Origin of the sequence: Campylobacter sp. CFSAN093260, assembly GCF_012890095.1 — a bacterium.
In the GTDB taxonomy this organism is placed as follows: Bacteria; Campylobacterota; Campylobacteria; order Campylobacterales; family Campylobacteraceae; genus Campylobacter_D; species Campylobacter_D jejuni.
Genome location: NZ_CP040618.1, coordinates 600,747 through 626,153, shown reverse-complemented (window position 1 = coordinate 626,153; position 25,407 = coordinate 600,747). Strand labels below are relative to the sequence as shown.

At 29.7% G+C, this 25,407-nt stretch carries 30 protein-coding genes; 17 read left to right on the top strand and 13 right to left on the bottom strand.

Translation table 11 applies throughout. The features are described from left to right. Position 1: 1 nt before the first annotated feature. From rplI to FBF22_RS03195, 13 genes are all read left to right on the top strand, one after another. Positions 2-445 carry a 50S ribosomal protein L9 gene (rplI, locus tag FBF22_RS03250; RefSeq protein WP_002875197.1) on the top strand — a complete coding sequence of 148 codons (444 nt, stop codon included), beginning with the start codon at positions 2-4 and terminating at the stop codon, positions 443-445. After that, a complete protein-coding gene (gene hslV / locus FBF22_RS03245) occupies positions 445-987 on the top strand; it encodes an ATP-dependent protease subunit HslV (RefSeq protein ID WP_002781630.1) in 543 nt (180 codons plus the stop codon). The genes rplI and hslV overlap by 1 nt, the downstream gene beginning before the upstream one ends. After that, the gene (gene hslU, locus FBF22_RS03240) at positions 984-2,303 is read left to right on the top strand and encodes an ATP-dependent protease ATPase subunit HslU (RefSeq protein ID WP_002875198.1); all 1,320 of its coding nucleotides are present in this window, start codon (positions 984-986) and stop codon (positions 2,301-2,303) included. Before hslV ends, hslU begins: the two co-directional genes overlap by 4 nt. Continuing rightward, the gene (gene era / locus FBF22_RS03235; RefSeq protein ID WP_002867648.1) at positions 2,300-3,175 is read left to right on the top strand and encodes a GTPase Era; all 876 of its coding nucleotides are present in this window, start codon (positions 2,300-2,302) and stop codon (positions 3,173-3,175) included. The genes hslU and era overlap by 4 nt, the downstream gene beginning before the upstream one ends. Next, a complete protein-coding gene (locus FBF22_RS03230; RefSeq protein WP_079264895.1) occupies positions 3,162-4,268 on the top strand; it encodes a hypothetical protein in 1,107 nt (368 codons plus the stop codon). Before era ends, FBF22_RS03230 begins: the two co-directional genes overlap by 14 nt. Beyond that, on the top strand, positions 4,261-4,809 hold the full coding sequence (locus FBF22_RS03225; protein ID WP_002885598.1) for a hypothetical protein: 549 nt from the start codon (positions 4,261-4,263) through the stop codon (positions 4,807-4,809). Before FBF22_RS03230 ends, FBF22_RS03225 begins: the two co-directional genes overlap by 8 nt. A gap of 126 nt (positions 4,810-4,935) precedes the next feature. Then, positions 4,936-5,346 carry an amino acid transporter gene (locus FBF22_RS03220; RefSeq protein ID WP_032596812.1) on the top strand — a complete coding sequence of 137 codons (411 nt, stop codon included), beginning with the start codon at positions 4,936-4,938 and terminating at the stop codon, positions 5,344-5,346. Between the two features lie 8 nt (positions 5,347-5,354). Further along, entirely contained in the window at positions 5,355-5,495 is a 141-nt protein-coding gene (locus FBF22_RS08460) for a hypothetical protein (protein ID WP_237914546.1), read from the top strand. Between the two features lie 11 nt (positions 5,496-5,506). After that, the gene (locus FBF22_RS08455; RefSeq protein WP_032596815.1) at positions 5,507-5,707 is read left to right on the top strand and encodes a hypothetical protein; all 201 of its coding nucleotides are present in this window, start codon (positions 5,507-5,509) and stop codon (positions 5,705-5,707) included. A 38-nt stretch (positions 5,708-5,745) separates the two neighbouring features. Beyond that, positions 5,746-6,060: an amino acid transporter gene (locus tag FBF22_RS03210; protein ID WP_002859995.1), complete on the top strand. Its 315-nt coding sequence runs from the start codon at positions 5,746-5,748 to the stop codon at positions 6,058-6,060. Beyond that, positions 6,003-6,425 (top strand): hypothetical protein, encoded by a 423-nt coding sequence (locus tag FBF22_RS03205; RefSeq protein ID WP_032582494.1) that lies wholly within the window; start codon positions 6,003-6,005, stop codon positions 6,423-6,425. The genes FBF22_RS03210 and FBF22_RS03205 overlap by 58 nt, the downstream gene beginning before the upstream one ends. 197 nt (positions 6,426-6,622) lie before the next feature. After that, positions 6,623-8,176 carry a peptide MFS transporter gene (locus FBF22_RS03200; protein ID WP_002867729.1) on the top strand — a complete coding sequence of 518 codons (1,554 nt, stop codon included), beginning with the start codon at positions 6,623-6,625 and terminating at the stop codon, positions 8,174-8,176. A gap of 15 nt (positions 8,177-8,191) precedes the next feature. Beyond that, the gene (locus FBF22_RS03195; RefSeq protein ID WP_002884147.1) at positions 8,192-9,982 is read left to right on the top strand and encodes an aminopeptidase P family protein; all 1,791 of its coding nucleotides are present in this window, start codon (positions 8,192-8,194) and stop codon (positions 9,980-9,982) included. Positions 9,983-10,102: 120 nt separating this feature from the next. On the opposite strand, the gene mrdA is transcribed toward FBF22_RS03195, so the two are convergent. The 12 genes from mrdA to FBF22_RS03135 form a co-directional block, all read right to left on the bottom strand. Then, positions 10,103-11,908 (bottom strand): penicillin-binding protein 2, encoded by a 1,806-nt coding sequence (mrdA, locus tag FBF22_RS03190; RefSeq protein ID WP_002875511.1) that lies wholly within the window; start codon positions 11,906-11,908, stop codon positions 10,103-10,105. Next, entirely contained in the window at positions 11,909-12,403 is a 495-nt protein-coding gene (locus FBF22_RS03185; RefSeq protein ID WP_002859588.1) for a hypothetical protein, read from the bottom strand. Beyond that, positions 12,400-12,996, bottom strand: coding sequence for a ribosome biogenesis GTP-binding protein YihA/YsxC (gene yihA, locus FBF22_RS03180; RefSeq protein WP_002859990.1), 597 nt, complete (start codon positions 12,994-12,996; stop codon positions 12,400-12,402). Before yihA ends, FBF22_RS03185 begins: the two co-directional genes overlap by 4 nt. Next, complete coding sequence (locus FBF22_RS03175) at positions 12,993-13,454, bottom strand: LptA/OstA family protein (protein WP_002859586.1); 462 nt, start codon at positions 13,452-13,454, stop codon at positions 12,993-12,995. Before FBF22_RS03175 ends, yihA begins: the two co-directional genes overlap by 4 nt. Continuing rightward, the gene (locus FBF22_RS03170) at positions 13,436-13,951 is read right to left on the bottom strand and encodes a hypothetical protein (protein ID WP_002859585.1); all 516 of its coding nucleotides are present in this window, start codon (positions 13,949-13,951) and stop codon (positions 13,436-13,438) included. Before FBF22_RS03170 ends, FBF22_RS03175 begins: the two co-directional genes overlap by 19 nt. Continuing rightward, positions 13,942-14,430 carry an HAD-IIIA family hydrolase gene (locus FBF22_RS03165; protein WP_002872380.1) on the bottom strand — a complete coding sequence of 163 codons (489 nt, stop codon included), beginning with the start codon at positions 14,428-14,430 and terminating at the stop codon, positions 13,942-13,944. The genes FBF22_RS03170 and FBF22_RS03165 overlap by 10 nt, the downstream gene beginning before the upstream one ends. A gap of 5 nt (positions 14,431-14,435) precedes the next feature. Then, a complete protein-coding gene (locus tag FBF22_RS03160) occupies positions 14,436-15,263 on the bottom strand; it encodes a septal ring lytic transglycosylase RlpA family protein (protein ID WP_002852227.1) in 828 nt (275 codons plus the stop codon). Then, a complete protein-coding gene (locus FBF22_RS03155; protein ID WP_002874294.1) occupies positions 15,223-16,341 on the bottom strand; it encodes a lytic transglycosylase domain-containing protein in 1,119 nt (372 codons plus the stop codon). Before FBF22_RS03155 ends, FBF22_RS03160 begins: the two co-directional genes overlap by 41 nt. Further along, complete coding sequence (locus FBF22_RS03150; protein ID WP_002852210.1) at positions 16,341-17,156, bottom strand: TatD family hydrolase; 816 nt, start codon at positions 17,154-17,156, stop codon at positions 16,341-16,343. The genes FBF22_RS03155 and FBF22_RS03150 overlap by 1 nt, the downstream gene beginning before the upstream one ends. Further along, on the bottom strand, positions 17,147-18,391 hold the full coding sequence (gene cbrR / locus FBF22_RS03145; RefSeq protein ID WP_002870095.1) for a bile resistance response regulator CbrR: 1,245 nt from the start codon (positions 18,389-18,391) through the stop codon (positions 17,147-17,149). Before cbrR ends, FBF22_RS03150 begins: the two co-directional genes overlap by 10 nt. 105 nt (positions 18,392-18,496) lie before the next feature. Beyond that, positions 18,497-20,020 (bottom strand): DNA repair protein RecN, encoded by a 1,524-nt coding sequence (locus FBF22_RS03140; RefSeq protein WP_002884144.1) that lies wholly within the window; start codon positions 20,018-20,020, stop codon positions 18,497-18,499. Then, on the bottom strand, positions 20,020-20,880 hold the full coding sequence (locus FBF22_RS03135; RefSeq protein ID WP_002859582.1) for an NAD(+) kinase: 861 nt from the start codon (positions 20,878-20,880) through the stop codon (positions 20,020-20,022). The genes FBF22_RS03140 and FBF22_RS03135 overlap by 1 nt, the downstream gene beginning before the upstream one ends. Positions 20,881-20,970: 90 nt before the next feature. Here FBF22_RS03135 and aspS point away from each other — a divergent pair, with 90 nt between their 5' ends. Genes aspS through msrA form a run of 4 tightly spaced genes read left to right on the top strand, consistent with a single transcriptional unit; the run spans position 20,971 to position 24,364 of the window. Next, complete coding sequence (gene aspS, locus FBF22_RS03130) at positions 20,971-22,722, top strand: aspartate--tRNA ligase (RefSeq protein WP_002875506.1); 1,752 nt, start codon at positions 20,971-20,973, stop codon at positions 22,720-22,722. Further along, on the top strand, positions 22,719-23,297 hold the full coding sequence (locus tag FBF22_RS03125; RefSeq protein WP_002859580.1) for an adenylate kinase: 579 nt from the start codon (positions 22,719-22,721) through the stop codon (positions 23,295-23,297). Before aspS ends, FBF22_RS03125 begins: the two co-directional genes overlap by 4 nt. Before the next feature lie 9 nt (positions 23,298-23,306). Further along, on the top strand, positions 23,307-23,825 hold the full coding sequence (gene ppa, locus FBF22_RS03120; RefSeq protein ID WP_002867724.1) for an inorganic diphosphatase: 519 nt from the start codon (positions 23,307-23,309) through the stop codon (positions 23,823-23,825). A gap of 41 nt (positions 23,826-23,866) precedes the next feature. Further along, entirely contained in the window at positions 23,867-24,364 is a 498-nt protein-coding gene (gene msrA / locus FBF22_RS03115; protein ID WP_002875505.1) for a peptide-methionine (S)-S-oxide reductase MsrA, read from the top strand. Between the two features lie 175 nt (positions 24,365-24,539). Here msrA and FBF22_RS03110 read toward each other — a convergent pair whose 3' ends face one another. Beyond that, the gene (locus FBF22_RS03110) at positions 24,540-25,379 is read right to left on the bottom strand and encodes an RsmB/NOP family class I SAM-dependent RNA methyltransferase (RefSeq protein WP_002866496.1); all 840 of its coding nucleotides are present in this window, start codon (positions 25,377-25,379) and stop codon (positions 24,540-24,542) included. Positions 25,380-25,407 lie beyond the last annotated feature (28 nt).

Sequence of the window (25,407 nt, the reverse complement as noted above, 5' to 3'; positions counted from 1 at the left end):
AATGAAAGTATTATTAATCAAAGATGTAAAAGCACTTGGAAAAGCAGGAGAAATAAAAGAAGTAAAAGACGGCTACGGACAAAATTTCTTAATCGCTAAAGGCTTTGCTAAAGCAGCTACTAATGAAGTTTTAAAAAAATATGAAAGCGACAAGAAAAAAGAGGCTGAAAATTTACGCTTTGAAATCGTAAATTTAGAAAAACTCAAAGAAGAACTTAGCAAAATCACTCTTGAAATTTCAAAACCCGTAGGTGCAAATGGAAGTTTGTTTGGTGGCGTAACCAAAGATGAAATCGCTCACGCCCTAAAAGAACAAAGCCATATAGAAATCGATAAAAAAAGTTTAGAATGTGATACCTTAAAAAGCTTAGGAATCCACGAAGTAAGCGTAAAACTTGGACACGCAATCCATGCTAAATTTAACATAAATATAAAGGCAGAATAATGTTTCACGCAACAACGATTTTAGCTTACAAAGGTAAAAATAAATCCGTAATTGGCGGAGATGGACAAGTAAGCTTTGGAAATACGGTGCTAAAAGGCAATGCTGTAAAGATTAGAAAACTCAACAATGGCAAAGTTTTAGCAGGTTTTGCAGGATCAACAGCTGATGCTTTTAATCTTTTTGATATGTTTGAAAATCTCCTTCAAAGTTCTAAAGGCGATCTTTTAAAAGCAGCGATTGACTTTTCTAAAGAATGGAGAAAAGACAAATACCTAAGAAAACTTGAAGCCATGATGCTCGTACTTGATAGAAATCACATTTTTCTACTTTCTGGTACAGGCGATGTGGTCGAACCTGAAGATGGGCAAATCGCAGCTATAGGAAGTGGTGGAAACTATGCACTTTCAGCTGCTAGAGCCTTAGCAAAACATACCGATTTAGATGAAGAAGAACTTGTAAAATCAAGCCTTCAAATCGCAGGTGAAATTTGCATTTATACCAATACCAATATCAAAACTTATGTAATCGAGGATGAGAAATGAATCTAACTCCAAAAGAAATTGTTAAATTTTTAGATGATTATGTTATAGGACAAAAAAAAGCTAAAAAAATCATAGCTATAGCTTTAAGAAATCGCTACCGTAGAATGCAACTTAGCCCTGAGTTGCAAGATGATATAGTGCCAAAAAATATCTTGATGATAGGTTCTACAGGTGTAGGAAAAACAGAAATCGCTAGGCGTTTAGCTAAAATGATGGGCTTTCCTTTCATCAAAATCGAGGCGAGTAAATATACTGAAGTAGGTTTTGTAGGTCGTGATGTAGAAAGCATGGTAAGAGATCTTGCCAATGCAGCTTTAAATTTGGTAAAAAATGAGCAAAGAGAAAAAAACAAAGATAAAATCGATGAATTTATAGAAAATAAAATTTTAGAAAAACTTTTGCCACCTTTACCAAAGGGTATCAGCGATGAAAAACAAGAAGAATATAAAAACAGTCTTGAAAAAATGAGAACTAAACTAAGAAATGGCGATCTTGATGAAAGCACCATAGAGATAGAAATTTCACAAAATATGTTCGATACCAATCCTAACCTACCTCCTGAAATGGGTGCAATGCAAGATATAGTTAAGGTTATAGGCGTTGGCAGTAAAAAAGTCAAAAAAGAAATGAAAATCAAAGACGCTAAAAATGCTTTAAAAAATGAAGCAGGAGAAAAAATCCTAGACCAAGAAAGCATCAAAAGCGAAGCCTTAAAAAGAGCGGAAAATGAAGGTATTATTTTTATTGATGAAATCGATAAAATCGCTGTTTCAAACGGAAATTCAAACCGCCAAGATCCAAGTAAAGAAGGGGTGCAAAGAGACTTACTTCCTATAGTCGAGGGATCAAATGTACAAACAAAAATAGGCACTTTAAAAACCGATCATATTCTTTTTATCGCTGCAGGGGCTTTTCATCTTAGCAAACCAAGTGATCTTATCCCTGAACTTCAGGGACGCTTTCCTTTAAGAGTGGAATTAGATAGTCTTGATGATAAAGCTCTTTATGAAATTTTAACACGCCCTAAAAATTCACTTTTAAAACAATACTCTCAGCTTTTAAAAACTGAAAATTTAGAACTTGAATTTAATGATGAAGCTATTAAAGAAATAGCAAAAATAGCTTCAAGAGCCAATGAAGAAATGCAAGATATAGGTGCTAGACGCTTACATACTGTAATAGAAAAATTACTTGAAGATCTAAGCTTTGAAGCTGATGAGTATGCGGGTAAAAAATTCGTAGTGGATAAAAAAATGGTAGAAGAAAAACTCGGAGATATCATAGAAAATAAAGATCTTGCAAGGTATATTTTGTGAAAAGTGGCTTTGTTAGTATCATAGGGCGTACTAATGCAGGAAAAAGTACTTTAATCAATTCCTTATTAGAAGAAAAAATCGCCCTAGTTTCTCACAAACAAAACGCCACAAGGCGTAAAATCAAAGCCATAGTGATGCATGAAAAAAATCAAATCATTTTCATCGATACCCCAGGACTTCACGAAAGCGGTGCTACGCTTAATCAACTGCTTGTCCAAAGTGCTATTAAATCCATGGGAGATTGTGATGTGATTTTATTTGTGGCAAGTGTTTTTGATAGTACAAAAGACTATGAAAATTTCCTTAGTCTAAACCCACAAGTACCACATATCATCGCTTTAAATAAAGTAGATTTAACCGACAATGCTACGCTTTTAAAAAAACTTAGCGAATATGCAAAATTTAGCCAACATTTTAAGGCTATCATTCCTTATTCTTCTAAGAAAAAAAGCTATAAAAAAGGCTTGTTAGATGAGATAGTCAAATATCTTGACGAACATGAATATTTTTATAATCCTGAATTTTTAAGTGCGAGTAGCGAAAAAGAACTTTATAGAGATTTCATACTTGAAAGTATTTATGAAAATTTAAGCGATGAGCTTCCTTATAGTAGCGAAGTGCTTATCAATCGCACCAAAGACACACCTAATCTTTTAATCCTAGAAGCCAATATCATCACAGATACAAACTCTCACAAGGGTATGCTTATAGGAAAAGAAGGGGTAACTTTAAAAAGAATAGGCAAAGATGCACGCTTTAAAATTTCAAAACTTGCCCAAAAAAAGGTACTTTTAAAGCTTTTTGTAACAGTGAAAAAAAACTGGCAAAAAGATGAAGAATTTTTAAAAAAACTTCTAAATGATGAAAATTAATTCATTAAATAAAATAAATTTTATAAAATCTACAGATTTACTTTATGCTCAAAGAACGGGAATATCCAAAGAAGACGAACTTTTTAACAATTTAACCGCAGATTTTAAGCTAAGCAAACCCTTTGACTATCAAATAGCTTTTTTTAAACATAGTGAAATTTATCATTGTTTTTTAGCACCTGTTTGCAAATTGAGAAAAAGTCGTTTTTGCTTTCCTGAACCTTTAATTTTTCAAGCTTTATTTGATGAAAGATTGATTGAAGAAAGTGATTATTGTGTTTTAAATTTATATGATCAAACTTTATATTTATATTTTTACCAAGAAGGAAAATTTATCAATCTTAAAAAAATCGAAAATTTCAACCCAGGTAATATGGATTTATTTTTTAAACAAAATCGATTTACAGAACTTTTAAAACACTATGAAAGCAAATTGCTACTTTATCAAGATTTGGATACAATCAAACATTACTTCTCATCTCAAATAAAATGTTTAAATCTAAATGATATTCTTGATAAAAATAGTTTATTGAAATTAAGTTCATATAGTATAAAAAATCTAGATCAAAATTGTAATTTTATCAAGCATAATAAAATAAAAATATCTATTTCTTTTAAAATTATATTAATATTTATTTTTAGCTTTAGTCTTAGCATGATGACTTTATTATTTAAAGATTTTATAGAGTACAAACAAAATAAGGAAATTCAAAATAAAAATTTTATCATACAAGAAGAAATTTCTAAACTAAAACAAGATAAGCAAAAATTATTAACAAACATACAAGATTTAAACTTTACTCTTTCCAATAAAATATCATCTACACAACAACAATTTCATATTTTATCCACCATAACAAAAGAAATCAATTTAGATAAAAATAAGGCAATCATTCTAAATCAAATCATATCATGGCTTAATTCCAATGAACTTAAAATCACAAATCTTGAATTTGAACAAACAAAAATCATTCTTTCTTTTATCGATGAAAACCACTTTAAAAGAGCATTAGAAAATCTAAATTCTACTTTTAAATTCCTTGATAAAAATGAAGAAACATTGAATATCATATTAGAAGTCATACATGAATAAAATAGAAGTATTTTTGCAAAATTTAAATCCTAGGGAAAAATTTCTTTTTATTTCTTTTATCTGCCTTTGTGCTTTGTTTTTAGCTTTTAAAATTCACGATCGCTTTTTGGAAGATATTTTTCAAAAAACATTAGTAGAACATAATTACCTTGCATTAAATGAAGCAAAAATAGAAAATTCACATCTTAAAGAAATAGAGACAAAGCTAACAAAACAGATAAAAACAGAGGAAGAAAAATTAAAATACTATAAAGAAAAATTGCATTTATTTTCTTATGATAAAGATTTTTTCAATAAAAAAATCAATAATTTATCCAAAAATTTAACCATTAATGAAATAAAATTTTCCCAAGAAAACAAAAATTTTATCCACTATAATTATGTTTCTCTAAGTTTAAATAGCAACTTTAAAGACTTACTCAATTTTATACAAAATTTAGAAAATCTTCCTATAGCTTTAAAAATTGATAAAATAAAACTATACAATACACAGAGTTTAAAATTAAAGCTTGATTTAATGTTCAAATTTGTTAATTTATAATAATATTAAAATATTATATTTTTAAATATTATTATAAAAAAAATATTTAAAAATATTGTAATTTAATTATTTTTCTATTACTATTAGTTAAAATATTTTAAGCATAAAAAAGAAAGGTATTGGGAAGTGACTAAACAAGAAATACAAAAACTCGATACAAATTTACTAGGTCATCCCAAGCCTTTATTCTCTCTATCAATGGTAGAACTTTGGGAAAGATTTGCTTTTTATGGCATACGATCTTTACTTGTGCTTTTCATGGCAACAACCATAAGCAAAGGTGGACTTGGAATAAACACTGAATACGCCTCGGCAATTTATGGCATTTTTGCAGGATGCTTGTATTTAGCAGCACTTCCTGGAGGCTGGATTACTGATAATTATTTAGGGCAAAAAAAGGCTTTATTTTTAGGTTCTTTTATTATAGCTTTAGGACATATTAGCATAGCCTTATCTATTTTAAGCACACCTATATTTTTCCTAGGACTTCTTTTATCGTTATTGGTACTGGATTTTTTAAAACTAGCGCTTCTGTAACAGTTGGAATGTTGTATAAACAAAATGATACAAGATGCGATACTGGCTATACGATTTTTTATATAGGAATTAACATTAGAGCATTCATTGCTCCTCTTATATGTGGTTTTGTTCAAGCAAAATGGAATTATCATTTAGGATTTGGCTAGGAGGTTTAGGTATGCTAATCTCTTTGCTTATTTTATATTTTAAAGCTGCCCCTGAGCTTGAAGAATTTCATAAAAATTGCACCTTAAAGCAAAACTGGGAACAACCATTTAAAAAAGTAAAAAATTTAACTCTTATACTAAGTATAAGCTTGTTAAGTATTATTGGATTTTTTCTAATGTTTATTAATCTTGTAAATATTAATCCCATATAATACTATCAAAAAAACTTCTAATTGTAATTTTACTATGCTTGGTAATTTATTTCATATATCTTTTTGTTTTTAAAGCCTTAAATAAAAGAGAGAAACAACAATTAATAATTTTAATTGTTTTATTCTTTGCAGCCACTTTTTTTGGAGTACTTTTAAACAAAAACCCTACCGCTTATAATCTTTTTGCGCAAGATTTTACAAATAGAAATATTTTTGATTGGAAAATTCCAACAAACTGGTTTCAATCTTTTAATCCAATTTTTATCATCATACTTGCTCCTATAGCAAGTTATATTTGGATATTTTTAGAGAAAAAAATATATATTTTTCTTCCATTGGAAAATTTACTTTAGGAATATTATTTGCCGGTATTGGCTTTATGATGATGACCTTTGCTTCACAAAATCTAATAAACAACAATGGTTTACCAATATCCATGGCTTGGATTATCATAAGTATATTCTTTTTAACACTTGGGGAACTATGCGTGTCTCCTATTGGACTCTCTATAATGGCTAAGGTTGCCCCTGATTTAATCAAAAATCAAATCATGGGACTTTGGTTTGTAGCAAGTGCGCTTGGAAATTTTGTTGCAGGACTTATAGGAGGAAATGTCAATATTAAAAACATCGATCAACTTCCTAATATTTTTAGACAATGCATGTGGATGCTTTTTGTTGTAGCACTTTTGCTTTTTATTGCTAAAAAACCATCTTAACAAAAAAATAAGCAATTATCTAACTAAACTTAAAATACAAAATACACCAAAGTTGAAAATTGATCTTAATATTTCTTTTTTTATATTTGCAAAAAAGTAACATTATGATATAAATCATTTAAAAATATTACAAAGTTATACATATTTTTTAATTTCTTGTCTATAATTTATAAATAAAAATACACAAAGGATATAAATTGAGTAAAAATGTAAAAAATTTAGATACTTCATTTTTTGGACATCCAAAACCACTTTTATCTCTTTCACTTACTGAGCTTTGGGAAAGATTTTCTTTTTACGGAATTCGTCCCTTGCTTTACCTTTTTATGATAGCAAGTTTTGAAAAAAGTGGAATGAACTTAAAACCTGAAGAAGCAAGTGCAATTATGGGAATTTTTGCAAGTTGTTTATATCTTGCTGCTTTGCCAGGTGGATGGCTTGCGGACAATTACTTAGGACAAAAAAGAGCAATTTTACTAGGTGCTCTAACTATAGCATTTGGACATTTGTGCATAGCCTTTTCTTATTTTAACAATAAAATGATTTTTGTTGGTATGGTTTTTTTGGTTATAGGTACAGGACTTTTTAAAACTTGTGCTTCTGTAATGGTTGGAATGCTTTATAAAAAAAATGATGCAAGGCGTGACTCTGGTTTTACTCTTTTTTATATGTGCTTTAATTTTGGTGCTTTTGTAGCTCCTTTAATTTGCGGCTTTTTACAAAAAGAATACGGATGGCATTTTGGTTTTGGTGCAGGTGGGATTGGTATGCTTTTAGCGGTAATTATTTTCTACCTAAAAACTATGCCTGATTTAAAAGAATTTGATGAAAAAGTTGGCATAGACTCTACTTGGGATAGACCAAGCAAAAAAAGCAAAAACGCATTTTACATCATCATTGTATCAGGTATTGTTTTGCTTGGAGCAATATTTTTAATCCTTGGTGGTTTTATAAAATTAGATGCACAAGTTATTAATAAAAATATTATTCTAACTATCTTAGCTTGTGCTGGAATTTATTTTTTATATCTTTTCGCTTTTACTTCTTTAAAAATAGAAGAAAAAAGAAATTTAATTATTTTTATTGTTTTATTTTTAGCGGCTGCGTTATTTTGGTCAGTATATGAGCAACAATACACTTCTTTTAATTTTTTTGCAGAAAAATTAACAGATAAAACCATATTAAATTATGAAATTCCTACAATATGGTTTCAATCTCTTGGAGGTTTATTTGTTATACTTTTTGCACCTTTTAGTGCTTTTATATGGACTATATGTGCCAAAAATAATAAAGAAATTTCATCTATTATTAAATTTGCATTAGGACTTTTGGGCGCAGCTTTGGCATTTTTAATAATGGCTTTAGCTTCAAATCATGCAATTAGTTTAAATGGCGATGCTAATACATTAAGAGAAAATTTAGAAAATTCATCACAAATTATTTTAGTTTCACCTTGGTGGCTTGTCAGTAGCTTTTTGCTTATGGTTTTAGGAGAGCTTTGCCTTTCCCCTGTGGGACTTTCTATAATGACAAAAATTGCACCTAATTTAATTAAATCTCAAGTCATGGGACTTTGGTTTGTAGCAAGTGCATTAGGCAATGCTTTAGCTGGATTCATAGGTGGTAAAGCAAGTGAAGAAAATATAGCTTATTTGCCAAATTTATTTTACCAATGTATGTGGATATTACTTGGTGCTGTTATAATTTTACTTATACTCAAAAAACCTATCAATAAAATACTAAAAAATTAATATTAAGGAGAAAATATGAGTATTTACAAACAAAGAGTATTAGAACTTAGAAGATTAATGAAAGAAAATAATATTGACGCCTATCTCATCTTAAGCGCGGATCCGCATTTGAGCGAATATTTACCAGAATATTACAAAAACAGAGTCTTTATCAGTGGCTTTAAGGGTTCTGTTGGAACAGTTCTTATCACACAAGAAGAGGGCTTTTTGTGGGTAGATGGAAGATATTGGCTTCAAGCACAAAAGGAATTAGAAGGTAGTGGCATACTTTTACAAAAGCAAGATGCTAAAAATACTTTTACCAAATGGTTGGAAAAAAATTTAAGCGAAGATCAAATTTTAGGCATCGATTTTGCACTTTTACCTTTATCTTTGCAAAAAGATTTAAAGATTAATTGCAAGGCAAATTTAAAACATATAGATTTGATAAGTCCACTTTGGAAAGATCGTCCCACTTTACCACAAGAAAAAATTTATGAACACGAACTAGAATACTGCTCTTACTCAAGAAAAGAAAAATTAGCATTAGTGCGTCAAAAAATGAAAAATTTAAATGTTACCTCTCATTTAATCTCCAGCCTTGATGATATAGCTTGGCTTACAAATTTAAGAGGGAATGATGTAAATTATAATCCTGTATTTTTAAGTCATTTGCTAATCTTGGAAGACAAAGCCTTGCTTTTTGTTGATCAGAAAAAAGTAAATTCAGAACTTGAAAAAAAATTAAATTTAGATGGGTTTTGGCTTAAAAATTATGATGAAATCATCATGGAGCTTGAAAAACTTGCAAATACAAATTTGCTTATTGAACCTTCAAAAATGACCGCTTTACTCATAAATTTTTTAGATAAAAGCGTAAAAATCATTCAAGAAATTAATCCAAGCACTCACTTAAAAGCAGCTAAAAATACAAAAGAAATAGCGCATATACAAGATGCTATGATAGAAGATGGAGTGGCTTTATGTAAATTTTTTGCCTGGCTTGAAGAAGCGATAGAAAATAAAGAACTAATAAGCGAATTAGACATAGATGTTAAAGCAAGCGAATTTAGAGCACAAAGCAAGTACTACATAAGTGATAGTTTTGCCACTATAGCAGGCTTTAACGAAAATGCAGCATATCCACATTATAAAGCCACAAAAGAGAGTTTTGCTTATCTTAAAAAAGATGGGCTTTTACTTATTGATTCTGGTGGACAATATAAAAACGGCACAACAGATATTACACGCGTTGTACCAATAGGAAAGGCTAATGCAGAACAAATTCATGACTATACCTTGGTTTTAAAAGCACATATTGCCATTTCCAGTGCAATTTTTCCAAAAGATATAGCTATGCCCTTACTTGATGCAATCACACGCGCACCTTTATGGAAAGAACAAATTGACTATATACACGGCACAGGACATGGCGTGGGATATTTTTTAAATGTCCATGAAGGTCCACAAGTTTTATCTTATCTATCCCCTGTGCTTGAAAAAACAAAAGCCAAAGAAGGTATGCTAACCTCCATAGAGCCAGGTATTTATAAAGTAGGTAAATGGGGCATAAGACTTGAAAATTTAGTTATTCATACCAAAGTAGAAAATCCTAAAAATAAAGATTTTGGAGAGTTTTTATACTTTAAACCTGTTACTCTTTGTCCTTTTGAAATATCTTGTATTGATACAAAAATGTTAGATGAAAAAGAAAAAGAATGGTTAAACAATTATCACAAAGAAGTATTTGAAAAACTTTCTCCTAAGCTAGGTGATTATCCAAAAGCTCTAGTTTGGCTTGAAAAAAGAACAAAAGCCATCTTTTAAGATACTTTTGTTAACATAGATAAATTTTCCTTGTATTAAACTTATAATTTGTTTAATACAAGATTTTTAAACCAATTGCTAAAAAAGTTTTTTTTGAAAAACTCAATTTACAACTAAAAATTATTTAAAATATCCAAGTTCAATCATTTTTTGATAAATTTTAGCTACAGTTGCCCCTGAAGTAATATTTCTCCCACCATGTTCCAAAAGAACGGTAACTACATATTTTGGCTTAGAATAAGGAGCATAAGAAGTAAGCCACGCATGAGATCTAGTATAATACTCAAATTGTTTTTCATCAACCCTATTTTTATCTGTTTGTGAAAATCCCACAACCTGAGCAGTTCCTGTTTTTGCTGCAACTTTCACATCAAGGTTATGCAAATAACGATAAGAGGTTCCTCCTTGCTCATTAGCAACAGCATACATTGCATCTCTTATATAAGGCAATTGACTCTTTTCAAACAAAGTAAAAATTTCTTTTTTATTTTCATCCATTTGATTTTCTATAGTTGTATTATTATTTTCTATGCTTTTTAAAAAATGAGGTATAACCTTTCCACCTTTTGCGATTTGAGCCGTATATCTAGCAATTTGCATAGGTGTTGCAAGAAAATTACCTTGACCTATAGCTGTATTTAAAGTATCACCTTGAAACCAAGATTGTCTATATCTTTGCATCTTCCATTCTTTGCTTGGTAAAGTTCCTACAAATTCACTAGGTAAATCTACCCCTGTTTTCGCTCCAAAGCCAATGCGAGATAAAGTTTCACTTATTTGATCGATTCCAACTTGCAAACTGCCATTATAAAAATAAACATCACAACTATATTTTATCGCATGTTTTAAATCCACAGGTCCATGGCCTGATCGATTCCAACATCTAAAAAACCTGCCTCCAAGCTCAATGCTTCCATTGCAAACATATTGAGTCGACGGGCTAATATTTTTAGAATTTAAAAAAGAAAGCCCTACTCCCATTTTTACAACAGAACCTGGAGGATAATATCCATTTATAAGTTTATTTGTAAAAGGATGATCAAGACTATTTGAAAGCTCATCCCAATCCTTAAAAGAAATCCCTGTTACAAAAGGATTAAGATCATATTCAGGGAAACTCCCTGCAGCTAAAATAGATCCATCATTTACATTCATAATTATAGCAGCTCCAGCATTCCCTTCAAACAATGAAGTTAAATAAGACTGAAGCTCTATATCTATCGTAAGTTCTATATCATTAGACATAGCAGGAGTGTAAGAAAGCTGTTCTACTTCTTGATTTAAGGCATTAACCTTATAAACCCTAGTTCCTTTTTCTCCTTGTAAAATATCATTATAATAGCGTTCTATACCGCTTTTTCCCGTATAGTTAGAAAGTTTTGCTATTTCATTTTCTTGAACATCTTGCAAATTTGCCTTACCTACATACCCAATAATATGCGAAGCCAATTTTCCAAAAGGATATTTTCTTTTTACAACAGGATCTATTTTTATTGTTTTATTAAGATTTAACTCTGAATAATGCGGAATAATCTCATCGTAGGGTATAAAATCTACAACTTTAATAAAATCTTGATTATAGTAAGAATCATTTCTCTTATAAATTTCTGCTAATTTACTAGCATTTAAATCAGGAAATAAATTTGTAAGTTCAGATAATTCTTTATCTAAAATTCCTTTATTTGACTTTTTAATACTTAAATAAGGTTTAATAGAAATACTAAAACCCAAATCATTAATAGCCAATAAAGTTCCATTTCTATCTGTAATTTGACCCCTAACAGGTGGTAAAAATTCAGTTTTTATGGCATTTTGTTTAGCAAGCTCTTCATAATATACATTTGATTTTATACTCAAATAATACACACGACTTAATAAAAATATAAAAAACAATAGTATAAATCCAACAACTAGACGCATTCTCATTTAAATTTTACCTTTAAAAAACACATAAGCTAAACAACATTCTATAAAAACTGAAACAATATACGCCCATCCTAAAATTTTAATTTTTTCATCTCCAATATAAAACAATATCATATCCAAAAACAAAATAATGCCGTAAGCACAAAGCACAAAAACAACAGGGATAAATTTACCAATTTTTAAATTTGTCTTAATCCAATCTGCACAAAGATAATAAAAAATAAAAAATGCCAACCAAGATGAAAAAATAAAAAAATTATAAGTTATATCAGTAAAAAATAAAAAAAATAAAGAAAAATACCATCTAAAATCAAGCTTTGAAAAAGTTCTCTCTCTCTCTTCTAATAAGCAAAACATATAACAGAAAAAAATCCCATAAAGTAACGGGGTATATACAAAAGTCGAACCAAGAATCTGATAAATTAGAAAAAAAAATCCTAAAAAGACATAAGCTCCATTAAATTTTGCTTTATAAGCACTTAAATTTCTTCTCATTTATCAAGACCTAAAGTTTGATTGATAATAATATCTTCTAAAGAATCAAGGCCAAATTTATTCAAATTTGAAACTAAAATAGAGTCTTTAAATTCATTTTTTAACTTAGCTTTTTCACTTTGATTTAATTTATCGCATTTGGTAAAAACTTTTAAAATTTTTTGATCAGGTCGTAAAAATCTTTTCAAATAGTCATTTAAATTTACATCGATCTCTAAATGAGTATGTCTTGAGTCGATTAAATGTATAAATAACTTTATCGAGGTTCTTAATTTTAAAAATTCATCTAAGTTTTGATTCCATATTTCTTTTAAATTTTTAGAAACCTTTGCATAACCAAACCCTGGCAAATCGATAAAATTGATATTAAATTTTTCTTCATTTCTTTTGCAAGCTACTTCGAAAAAATTTATAAGCTGAGTTTTTCCAGGAGTTGCCGAACTTTTGGCTAAATTTTTTTGTTTACACAAAGAATTGATTAAAGAACTTTTTCCGACATTGGAACGCCCCAAAAATGCTACTTCACTAAAATTTGAGCTCAAATTCTCATCAAATTTCACTAAAGAAGTGATAAATTTAGCACTAATTATCATTTGTCTTTAAGATCAAACACAAAACGAGCAGGTTTTTGATCCTTGCTCTCTACTCGATAAATATTAGCTTTTCTATCGACTATTATTTTATCACCAAAAAGTTTTTGATTGCTTCCAAGCTCATTTATATAAGCATGACCATTAATCTCGTAAGTATCTTTAATAACATTATAAATAAATTTATCTCCACTACCTTTATAAGTTTTACCTTTTAAAACAATCTTAAACCTAGCATTTTGCATTGCTTCATAACGAATAGGTTTGCGATTTTTATCCGTATAAATAATCAATTTTTCAGAATTTAAAATATCATCACCTCTAATTACTTCTACATTTCCACTAAGAATACTTTCACCCTTATTTTCATCTGAGTAAAAATTTAAAGCTTTTACTTCAATTTGAGTTGCCCAAGTTACACTTACACAAGCTAACAATAAAATTATTTGTCTTGCAACCACGCATTTACTCCTTGGATATTTAAAATTTTGTTTTTTACATCATAGTTTAAAGTATTTCCGTTAATAATACTTCCATTGATCAGAGCTTTAAAATTAGTATTTGTGTGTAAAATTTTATCCTTAGGTTGGTATTCTACCTCTTGAGAAATAATTTTGACATTATTAGAACCTATATAAGTAACATTTCCTTCAAACAAAACCTTGCTCATATCTTTATTGAAAAACTCTAAACGATTCGCACTAAGATTAAAATCTAAATTTAAAGTAATAAAATCATTAAATTCATCTCTATCTGCATATCTCACCCAAGAATTTGCCTTATAATATGCCTTAATTGTACTAGCATTACTCTCATAAGCTTTCAAATTTTTAGCCTCAATATTTTTAAAATTTAAAGCATTAGTTTGCAAATTCAAAGAATATGGATCTTGCAAACTTAAAATCGTAAAAGTAATTGTAAAAAGAGCAATTAAAATTCCAAAAATTTTTATAGCCAAAGCTTATTCCATTCTTCTTTTAGATGATTTTTTTCTACTAAAATTTCTATCATCTGTGCTACAGCAGCCTTACCACCTTTTTTGCTAAGCACTATGTCTACATTTAAATCTTTATGACCATCTTTTGGCTTAAAACTAAGTCCTACACTTTCAAGTAAAGCCTTATCATTAAAATAATCCCCAATAGCCGCACACTGAGAAAAATCTAAATTAAGTTTTTGTAAAATTTCTTTTGCACAAGCTAACTTATCTTTGATACCTTGATATAAAATTTCTATTTTTAAATCTTTAGCTCTTTTTTCAACACAAGGACAATTTCTACCTGTAATAATAGCAATTTTTTTACCAAGCTTTAGCCAAGCCTCGATAGCCGCTCCATCTTTTACATCAAATTCTTTAATAAATTCTCCATTAGAAGTATAAATAATTTTTCCATCAGTTAAACAGCCATCTACATCCAAAAAAATCAATTCTGTCATAATTTCTACTCTCTTACAACAAATGCACCTGCAAATGCACCACTTGCAGCAAAATCCCTTGCTTCATCTTCACTTCTAAAGCCTGTTAAGAAAACGCGATTTAACCCATCCACTGAACTTGTGCGTATAGTAGAGCTATAAGTTCTATAAGTTTTATATCTTGCTGCTATCGTTTGTGCTCCAGCTGGGTTTTTAAAGGCTCCAATTTGAACCATGAAATTTCCACCTTCATAAATTTGTCCATTATTTGCAATCTCTCCACTATTTCCATAGTTTACATTAGAATGTACAATATTATTACCCGAATTACTTGATCCAAACCCTATAACCTCAAGCCTTACTGGAGCTGTTCCTGAAGCAATCATATCAATTTGACTAGCAGCTCCTTTTGATAAATCTATAATACGATTATTTACAAAAGGACCTCTATCATTCACACGAACGGTAACTTGACGATTGTTATTTAGATTGGTTACTTTTAAGATGGTATTCATAGGTAAAGTTTTATGAGCCGCGGTTAAAGCATTTTGATTATAGGTTTCGCCATTAGAGGTTTTCTTGCCGTGAAAGCCTGGCCCATACCAACTCGCAATACCATCAGCAGTTTCGCCTACTGCTACAACAGTAGGATAATAAGTTTTACCGTTGATAGTATAAGGCTTCATTGTTCCTTTAGTCCCTGAAGAACTAGGACTGCTTTTAAAATCATTTGAAGGATAATACACTTGAGCATTATCCAAGCTAGAAAAAAAACTAGTGCCTAAACAACCACTAAAAAATAAAGCCCCTAGACTAACGGCTGACAACTTTAGTGTAATTGTTTTTATTTGCATTTTTATTCTCCTTGATTGGTATAATTAATTTTTGATTAATGCTAAGATGATTTTTTGCTATTTTATTGAATTCTCGAATTTCATCAACACTTATATTATAATTTTTTGCTATTTTATATAAAGAGTCACCAGACTTAACGGTATAAGTTCTTGTCATAGGTATAGTTGTATCAACCTTTGCAAGTTTTTCTGCTTTAAAATTTTTATCAAAAAATGCTACTTTATTAAGTGGTATATACATATAATACCCTTTACCAGGAGGCGTAAAATTATGTTTAAATTGTGGATTATATTTCTTAAAAGTTACAAGATCCATATTTAAATTTTTAGCTATTTCTTTTAAAGATGCAGAAGAAGGCACATCAACTTTTGCAAATTCATTGCTTAAAGCATAATTCATTAAAGACGCATCTTTATCTAGTAAAAAATCCCTATCATTAGCTAAAAAAGCAAGCGTTAAAATCTTTCTTATAAAATTTCTAGTTTCTAAAGAAAGATATTTCTTATCAGGGTTCAATAAAACACTTAAATCATCACTTCCTGCTTGCTTGATAGCTTGTCTTAGCTTGCCATTTCCGCAATTATAAGCTAAAAGTGCCAAATACCATTTGCCAAATTCTTCTTTTAGCTCTTTTAAATAATTTGTAGCGGCATAAGTTGACTTGACTGGATCACGCCTTTCATCAACATAAGCATCGATTCTTAAACCCAAATTTCTAGCTGTTGGTTGCATAAATTGCCAAACCCCTACAGCCTTGGCATTAGAAACGCTATGAGTTTTCAAGCCTGATTCAACCATAGCTAGATACAAAATCTCATCAGGAACTTCCTGCTGGGCTAAAATTTTTCTTATCATAGGAGTAACTTTTGAAAAATTTTGCATACTATCTATTAAAGTTTGAGCATGTTTTGATTTTATATCTTGTTGAGTTTGCACAAAAATCAAATCACTGATAAAACTTGGATTAATATCTAAATTTCTTAAAACATTCATTTGTCTTTCATAAAATTCAGGAGTATTAATTTGTGCAAAAAGAAAATTAAAACATATTAAAAAACACAATAAAATTTTTTTCATTAATAACCTTTAAAAAATAATTTTTCAGAATTGTTAAAACAAATTTCTAGAAGTTCTTTTCTTGATAAATTCAATACTTCACACATTTTGTTTGCTACAAATTGAGTTAACAAAGGTTCATTTCTTTTACCGCGATAAGGCTCTGGAGTAAGATATGGAGCATCAGTTTCAAGTAGTAGTCTATCTTTTGGAATTTTAGGTAAAATTTCAACTAATTTCTTAGCATTTTTAAAAGTTAAAACTCCCCCAATACCAAAATAAAATCCATCTTCAAAAAGAGTTAGTAAATGTTCGCTTGCATTAAAGCAGTGTAAAACTCCTCCTACAAGATCCTTAGAATACCCATGTAAAATCTCATAAGTATCATGATTTGCTTCTCTTGAGTGAATGATAACAGGTTTTTTAAATTCAATAGCAAGTTCAAGCTGTGCGATAAAAATCTTTTTTTGATTTTCTTTTTCTTTTTGAATTTCTTCAGCAAGATCACTTTTAAAACGGAAATAATCAAGCCCACATTCACCTACAGCTACACACTTTTCATCGCATAAATACTGCCTTAAAATTTTCTCATCATAATTATCAATTTCATAAGGATGCACCCCTGCTGCAAAAAAAATATTTTTATATTTATGAGCAATTGTAGCTGCATAAGGCAAGTCTTTTATATCAGCACCAGGTATGATGATTTTCTCTATACCATTTTTAAAAGCACGATTTAAAGTTTCATCTAAATCATCTTTAAATGCTTCACTGTCTAGATGGCAATGCGTATCAACAATCCTTAAACCATCTTGAAAATCAAGATTTAAGAACATACTTCAACTCTATCCTTGCCGTTATCTTTTGCTTGAGACAATATTTTACTTGCTTTATCAACCAAAGAATCAATCTTATCTCCACTTTTTCCAAAAACCACGCCTATAGAAGCTGTAAAAAAGACTTCATCTAAATTAACTAAAACACCAGCTTTTTTTATATTTACTCGTATACGAGAAAAGATTTTAATCGCTCTTTCTTGAGATATATTTTTAAGCAAAATACAAATTTTTTCTGCACTATATCTACCTACAAGATCTCTTCCTTTAGTTTCATTAACTATTTCATTGGCGCAGATTTTAATTACTTCATCACCAACTTCACGGCCGTATTCATCGTTAATCATTTGAAGATTATCTATATCTAAGAAAGCAAAAGCAAATTCCTCGTCTTTTGTTGCTATTTCGTTAAAATAATCATCTATTCCATCGATTAAAGCATTATAATTTTTAACCCCAGATACAAGATCTAAAACATTATAAGTGCTTAAAAATTTTTTATCATCCATGTAAGATAAACAACGATCTAAGCGACAATTAAAACTTTCTTTGCTTAAAGGCTTAAACAAATACTCATTAACTCCATTTTTAAAAGAATTCGCTTCAAATGAATCATTATGATCCCCCAAAAGAATCACACCTAATTCATCATCACTAAAACGTTCTCTTACTTGAGTCAAAAGCTCAAAACCGCTAATTACTGGCATATTGACATCTGCTATAATAAGCTTAACATCATTATTATCATTTAAATAACTCATTGCTTCTTCGCCATGAGCCGCAGCTAAAACATTAAATTGTCTTTGAGTAAGTATTTTTTTAATTTCATTACGTTCAGGTAGCTTGCTCATAGCTACAATCACTTTAGTTTTTGCATATTGATTAAGTTTTACAATAGAACTAATAATCTCATCAATGCAAGTTTCACTTTCTTTAAAAATATAATCTAATATATCTTTATCCATAAATTTTTCTTTAGTAGCCTTATCACCACTAGCCGTAAGAACAATAGCAGGAATTTTCTTTTCTATAACATAATCCACAACTTCACCATTTGGGGCATCTGGCAAGCATAAATCCACAAAAGCTAAAAAATAATCATTATTCATTAACTCCTTAGCTTCAGCAAAACCAAAAGCAATATCTACCTCATAATCTAAAGTCATTTGAATTTTTTTAGCCAAAAGTTTGCCGAGCATTTTATTGTCATCAATAATTAAAATTTTCTTATTCATAGTGTGTAAAATACCTTTATATCTAAAATTTTTTATTATATTTGTTTCAAAAGAAAGGAAATTTTTATAGTTATATATTTTAACATAGCAAAATAAAAAATCCGCTTAATTCTTAAATAAGGTCCTAGCAAATTCGATCGCTTCATCACTAACAAGCTCTCCACTTACCATCCTAGCAAGTTCTTTAATTCTTTCTTCTTGATCAAGCTTTTTTACCTTACTTTCTTCACCATTTTTTTCAACTAAAAAATGATTATGTGCCTTAGAGGAAAGTTGAGGCAAATGAGAAATAGCAAAAATTTGATAAAACTTAGAAAGTTCCTCTAAAACCTTAGCTATACTCATAGCCTCTTTTCCGCTTAAATTTGCATCAATTTCATCTAAAAATAATATCCCTTTGCCTGTATTTAAAATATTACATTCTGTGGCTATAAAAGCAAGTCTTAAGCGATTTAATTCACCCGAACTTAAATTTTTTAAATGAGCTAAATTAATATCTAGCATTATCTCATCTTTGCCTAAAATTGAAATTTTTTCATTTTCTTTAAGCGTCAAACTTGCATCTTTCATATAAAGATCTTTAAGATAATTATTTAAACATTTTTCTAATTTTTTAAGGTTTTTCTTTCTTGTTTGAGTTAAAATTTGTGCTTTTTCTTCTAATTTTTGTTTTAATTCTTGAAATTTTTTTTCAAGTTCTTTTTTTTCAAAACTTAAATTTTCATAATGCTCTAGCTCATATTTTTTTTGTTTTAAAACTTCTAAAGCATTTTCTATGCTTTCATAACGCTTGATAAGATAGGATAAATTTTCAATGCGATCTAAAAGCGCCTCCACATCAAAATCCAAATCTTCCATTTTTTGATTTTCGCAAATCACACGCAATTCATTTAAACATTCACTAAAAAAACTCGCATCAACTTCGCTTAAATTTAAAGCTTCAATAACAACTTTTTCAAGCTCAAAAATACGCTCTGCCTTACTCCAAGCTTCTTCTAATTTATCTTTTTTAGAAAGCTTTTTTTTAAGTATTAAAAGCTCTTCATACTCACCTATTTTAGGATTAATGCTTGAAATTTTTTCAATTTGTGCTCTAGCTAGTTCTTTTAATTCTTCTACTTTTTTTTCTTCTTCTAAAATTGCATTAAGCTCATTAGAAATTTGACTATAAGCATTAAAATCTTTTTTAAAATCTTCTAAAAAGGAAACAAAATTTGTATTTTCTTGCATCTCCAAGGCATCTAAGAGATTTAAAAATTTTTCATTTCCAAATTCGTTATTTTCCTTTGCGCTTAAATACTTAATAAAAGTTTTACTTAAATTTTGCAAACTTTTTTTCGCTATGCTTTGATTGTTAATAAAATATTTTGTGTTTTTTTCTTTTAAGAGCTTAAAAACATTCTCCTCTTCACTTTCTATACCAAAACTTTCTAAATCCAACTTATCATCTACTTCTATTTCGACAATTTTAGCCTCACTTTCACTCAAAGAAAATGCGGATAAAATTCCTTTAAACAAGACCGATTTTCCAGCTCCACTTAGGCCTGTAAAAACGGTAAGCCCTTTAGAAATTTCAAGCTCAGCCTTTTTAAAACCAAGATTTTCTTTCATAAAAATTCTATTTATCATCAATTTCCCCAGTGTAATTTTTCTTTTAAAATTTGAAAATAATCCCTATTTTTTGGATGAATTAAAGCCACATTTTTATCACTTAAACCCACTTTTATACTTTTAAAATCATTCATTTTATAATTTTCTTGCCCATCAATGCAAAGCATGCAATCCTTTGCCATAATCTCTATTTCAAAACCTTTTGGCAAGACAATAGGGCGTTGTGTTAAAGAATGAGAACAAACAGGAGTTAAGATAAAAGCTTGAGCTAAAGTATAAACTATGGGTCCATTTGCACTTAAATTATAAGCTGTTGAACCCGCAGGAGTTGCAACAATAAGCCCATCTCCAAAATATTCATTAAATTTCTTTTCTTTTCTAAAAACTTCTATATGAGCCATAGAAGCTTGATTGTTTTTACTGATAACCACATCATTAAAAGCCAATTTTTCTAAAATTTTTCCTTGCCTATCTTCTAAAAAAATACTTAACAAATAAGGCTTTTCTATTCTAAATTCTCCTTGAAAAAAAGCTTGAAAAAAATTTTCAGCTTCATCAACTTTAAAATCTGTTAAAAAACCTAAATGTCCAGCATGAATTCCTAAAACTGCTTTATCATATTCACAAGCTTTACGGCATAAAGAAATCAAAGTTCCATCTCCACCTAAAGAAATAACAAAATCAGATATTTTAAACAAATCATCCAATCCATACTTTGGCAAATCTAAAATTTCAGAACTTTCTTTAAGCAATATAAGTTCAACTTTATATATAGATAAAATCGATTGAAGTTTTAAAATTTCCTTATCTAAACTCACATTGGGTCGCGTAACAAGTCCAATTTTTTTAATATTTTTATAATCTATTTTATTTTGCATAAAAAATTATATCAAATCTTAGCAAAGCAAAAGAATAAAAATACTATAATTTTGCTCATTATCTTAAAAAATCTTTTTCAAGGAATAAATTTGCGAAGTCATTATAATACAGACTTGGGAATTTCCCATGTTGGTCAAAGCGTTAAACTTTGCGGTTGGGTAAATAGCTACCGCGATCATGGTGGAGTTATTTTTATAGATTTAAGAGATAGAAGTGGTATTATCCAACTTGTTTGTGATCCAAATGATAGCAAAGAAGCTCATGAAATCGCTTCCAATGCAAGAAATGAATTTGTACTTATTGCAGAAGGCACTATTCGTCCGCGTGGTGAAGGACTTGTAAATCCTAAATTAAAAACAGGAGAAATCGAAGTAGTTGTTTCTAAACTTACCATAGAAAATGAAAGTGCCGTACCTCCTTTTGCTATCGCTGATGAAAGTGTAAATGAAGAATTACGCTTAAAATATCGCTTTTTAGATTTAAGAAATCCTAAACTTTATGAAAATTTTGCCTTGCGTTCTAAAGCTTGTATAGCAGCTAGAAATTCTTTGGCAAATATGGGATTTTTAGAAGTTGAAACCCCTATTCTTACCAAAGCTACTCCCGAAGGCGCAAGAGATTATCTCGTGCCTTCTCGTGTGCATCAGGGTGAATTTTATGCTCTTCCACAAAGCCCTCAGCTTTTCAAACAACTTTTAATGTGTAGCGGTTTTGATCGTTATTTTCAAATTGCAAAATGTTTTAGAGATGAAGATTTAAGAGCTGATCGCCAACCTGAATTCACACAAATTGATGTTGAAATGAGCTTTTGCGAACAAAAAGATGTGATCAAGGTAGCTGAAACTTTTTTAAAAGATATTTTCAAAGCTTGCGGCAAAGAAATTCAAACCCCTTTTAGACAAATGCAATACAAAGACGCTATGGAAAATTATGGCTCTGATAAGCCGGATTTAAGATTTGATCTTAAATTTATTGATGTGATTGATATTTTCACTAAGTCAAATAATGAAATTTTTGCAAATATTGCCAAAGATACAAAGAAAAATCGCATCAAAGCCATACGCGTTCCAAAAGGCGATACTATTTTTTCAAAAAGACAAATGCAAAGATTTGAAGAATTTGTGCGTAAATTTGGCGCCCAAGGCTTAGCTTTCATACAAGTTAAAAAAGATGGGCTTAAAGGTCCACTTTGTAAATTCTTTAGCGAAGAAGATTTAAATGAGCTAAGCAAACGCTGTGAGCTTGAAGTAGGAGATGTGGTATTTTTCGGTGCAGGAGCTAAAAAAACCGTGCTTGATTATATGGGAAGATTTAGAATTTTCTTAGCCAACGAGTTAAAACTTATAGATCCAAATGCCTTGGAATTCTTATGGGTTGTTGATTTTCCTATGTTTGAGCAAAATGATGACGGAAGTTATTCTGCGATGCACCATCCTTTTACCATGCCAAAAAATATTGATGAGACTGATTTAGAAGAAATTTCATCTATTGCTTATGATGTAGTGTTAAATGGCGTTGAGCTAGGTGGAGGTAGTATAAGAATCCATAAAAATGATATTCAACAAAAAGTATTTAAACTTTTAAATATCGATGAAGAACAACAAAAAGAAAAATTTGGCTTCTTGCTTGATGCTTTAAGTTTTGGTGCTCCACCACATGGAGGTATCGCTATAGGACTTGATAGACTCATCATGCTAGTTACAGGAGCAAACAACATAAGAGAGGTTATAGCCTTTCCAAAAACCCAAAGAGCGCAATGCTTAATGACAGATGCACCATCGCCTGCTAGCAATGAAGCAATGAGAGAATTAGGAATCAAATTAAGGGAGAATATAAAATGAAAGAATTGTTTTTAATCATAGGTGCACCAGGTAGTGGAAAAACTACCGATGCTAGTTTAATTGCACAAGCAGATGCGACAAATATTACACACTATTCAACAGGAGATCTTTTAAGAGCTGAAGTAGCAAGTGGGAGCGAGCTTGGAAAAACTATAGATAGTTTTATCTCCAAAGGCAATCTTGTTCCTTTAGATGTTGTTATAAATACTATAGTTTGTGCTCTAAAAGCTGCTCCAACTAAAACTATCATCATCGATGGCTATCCAAGAAGCGTAGAGCAAATGATGGAATTTGATAAGGTTTTAAGTGAGCAAAATGAAATTTGTCTTAAAGGCGTCATAGAAGTAAGAGTAAGCGAAGAAGTTGCCAAAGAAAGAGTTTTAGGCAGAAATCGTGGCGCAGATGATAATGAAGAAGTGTTTTACAATAGAATGAAAGTTTATACAGAACCTTTAAATGAAATTTTAGATTTTTATCAAAAGAAAAAACTTCATTTTATTATCGATGGAGAGCGCGCTATCGAACCTATCGTTGCAGACATGAAAGAACTGATTAAAAAAATTCAAAGTATATAAGGAGAAAAAATGAATTTAAACAAAATCAAAATCGGAGATATTCCAAATAAAATCAATGCCGTAATTGAAATTCCATATGGCTCAAATATAAAATACGAAATCGATAAAGATAGCGGTGCTATCATGGTAGATCGCGTTATGGCTAGCGCGATGTTTTACCCAGCAAACTATGGTTTTATTGCTAATACTTTGGCTGATGATGGTGATCCTGTAGATATTTTAGTGCTTAATGAATATCCTATCCAAGCTGGAGCTGTGATTCCTTGCCGCTTAATCGGTGTTTTAATCATGGAAGATGAAAGTGGAATGGACGAAAAACTTCTTGCAGTTCCAAATTCAAAAATAGATGCGAGATATGATAATATAAAAACTTATACAGACTTACCACAGGCAACTTTGAATAAAATCAAAAACTTCTTTGAAACTTATAAAATTTTAGAACCAAATAAATGGGTTAAAGTGCAAGACTTCAAAGATGAAAAAGCCGCAATTGAAATTTTAGAAAAAGCAATCAAAAACTATAAATAATCTTAGCCCTTTCAAAGGGCTAAGCTTAAGGAAAACTCGCAATGAAAAATATCATTTTAGGTGGTGGTTGTTTTTGGTGTATTGAAGCCGTATTTGAACGTCTAAAAGGTGTAATCAATACTGAAGTTGGATATAGCGGAGGAAAAACAAATCCTAGCTATGAAAGCGTGTGTAATGGTGATGGTAACATAGAAGTTGTCAAAATAAATTACGATGAAAAACAAATCTCTCTTCTTGAAATCCTAATACTCTTTTTTAAAATTCATGATCCAACAAGTATAGATAAACAAGGTGAAGATATTGGCATACAATATCGCTCAATAATATTTTACGAAAATGAAGAAGATAAAATTTTAGCTCAAAATTTCATTGAAGAACAGCAAAAAATATTTAGTAAAAAAATAGTTACTAAAATTTCAAGATTGCAAACTTACTATAAAGCTGAAAACTATCATCAACATTATTTTATAAATAATCCCGATCAAGGATATTGTCAAGCTGTAATAGCTCCAAAACTGCAAAAAATACAATCAGACTAATTTCATCTTTTTAAGGTTAAAAAAAATTCAACTTTATTCACAGCCTTTTCACGCTGTGATTTTCTTTTCAAAGTACTTAAAAATAGAACTTTAAGCTTTAAAATAAAGAAAAAATTATTTATTGTTTTTTAAGTTTTTTTATGAATTTGTATTTAAATGTGAATAATTTTATTAATTAACATAATTTCCTAAGTTTAGCTATGAAAAATCCATCATAGTCTAAGCTTGGTAAAATCCGTCTGCATTTTGAAATTTCAGCAAATTCTTCACTTTGCCCTGCTTTAGCCTCAACATTTTCCAAATCAATATCTAAAAGCTCTAATTTAAACTCACTTTTTAAAGCATTCTCTATCACTTCTTCATTTTCTTCTTTGGTAAAGGTGCAAGTACTATATACAAGCTCTCCACCTATTTTTAATGCCTTTAAAGCAGAATGTAGAAGTTTTTTTTGAGTTTTTGCAATATTTTTGATTTCTTTATAACTTTTTTCCAAATCAAAACCTATTTTAGCAAAAGTCGAACAAGGTGCATCAAGTAAGATTTTATCAAATTTTAAAGGACATAAATTGCCTATATTTTTACCATCTTTCATAAAAACTTTAGCATTCACGCCGTAATTTTTAAGATTTTTTTGCAAAATAAAAAATCTATCCCTACTCATCTCATTGCAAGCTAAATAACCTGTATTTTGCATAAAATTTGCAAGATTGATACTTTTACCACCCGGAGCTGCACACATATCAAGAACCCTTTGCCCTGCTTTGACTTCTAAATTTAAAGCACACAAATAAGAAGAATAATTTTGTATATAAAAGTGCGCCTCATTAAAAGCTTTCATAGAACTTAAGATAGCCTTATCTTTGGCATCAAACAAATAACAATAAGCATTGATCTTTTTAAATTTTAATTTTTGTTTTAAAAATTCTTTTTCTAATTCTTCAATGCTAATTTTTAAAGTATTTGCAAATACACAAACATTTTTTTCTTGAGTAAAAGAAGATAAAATATTTTGCATTTCATCTTTGGTATAAAGTTTTTCTATT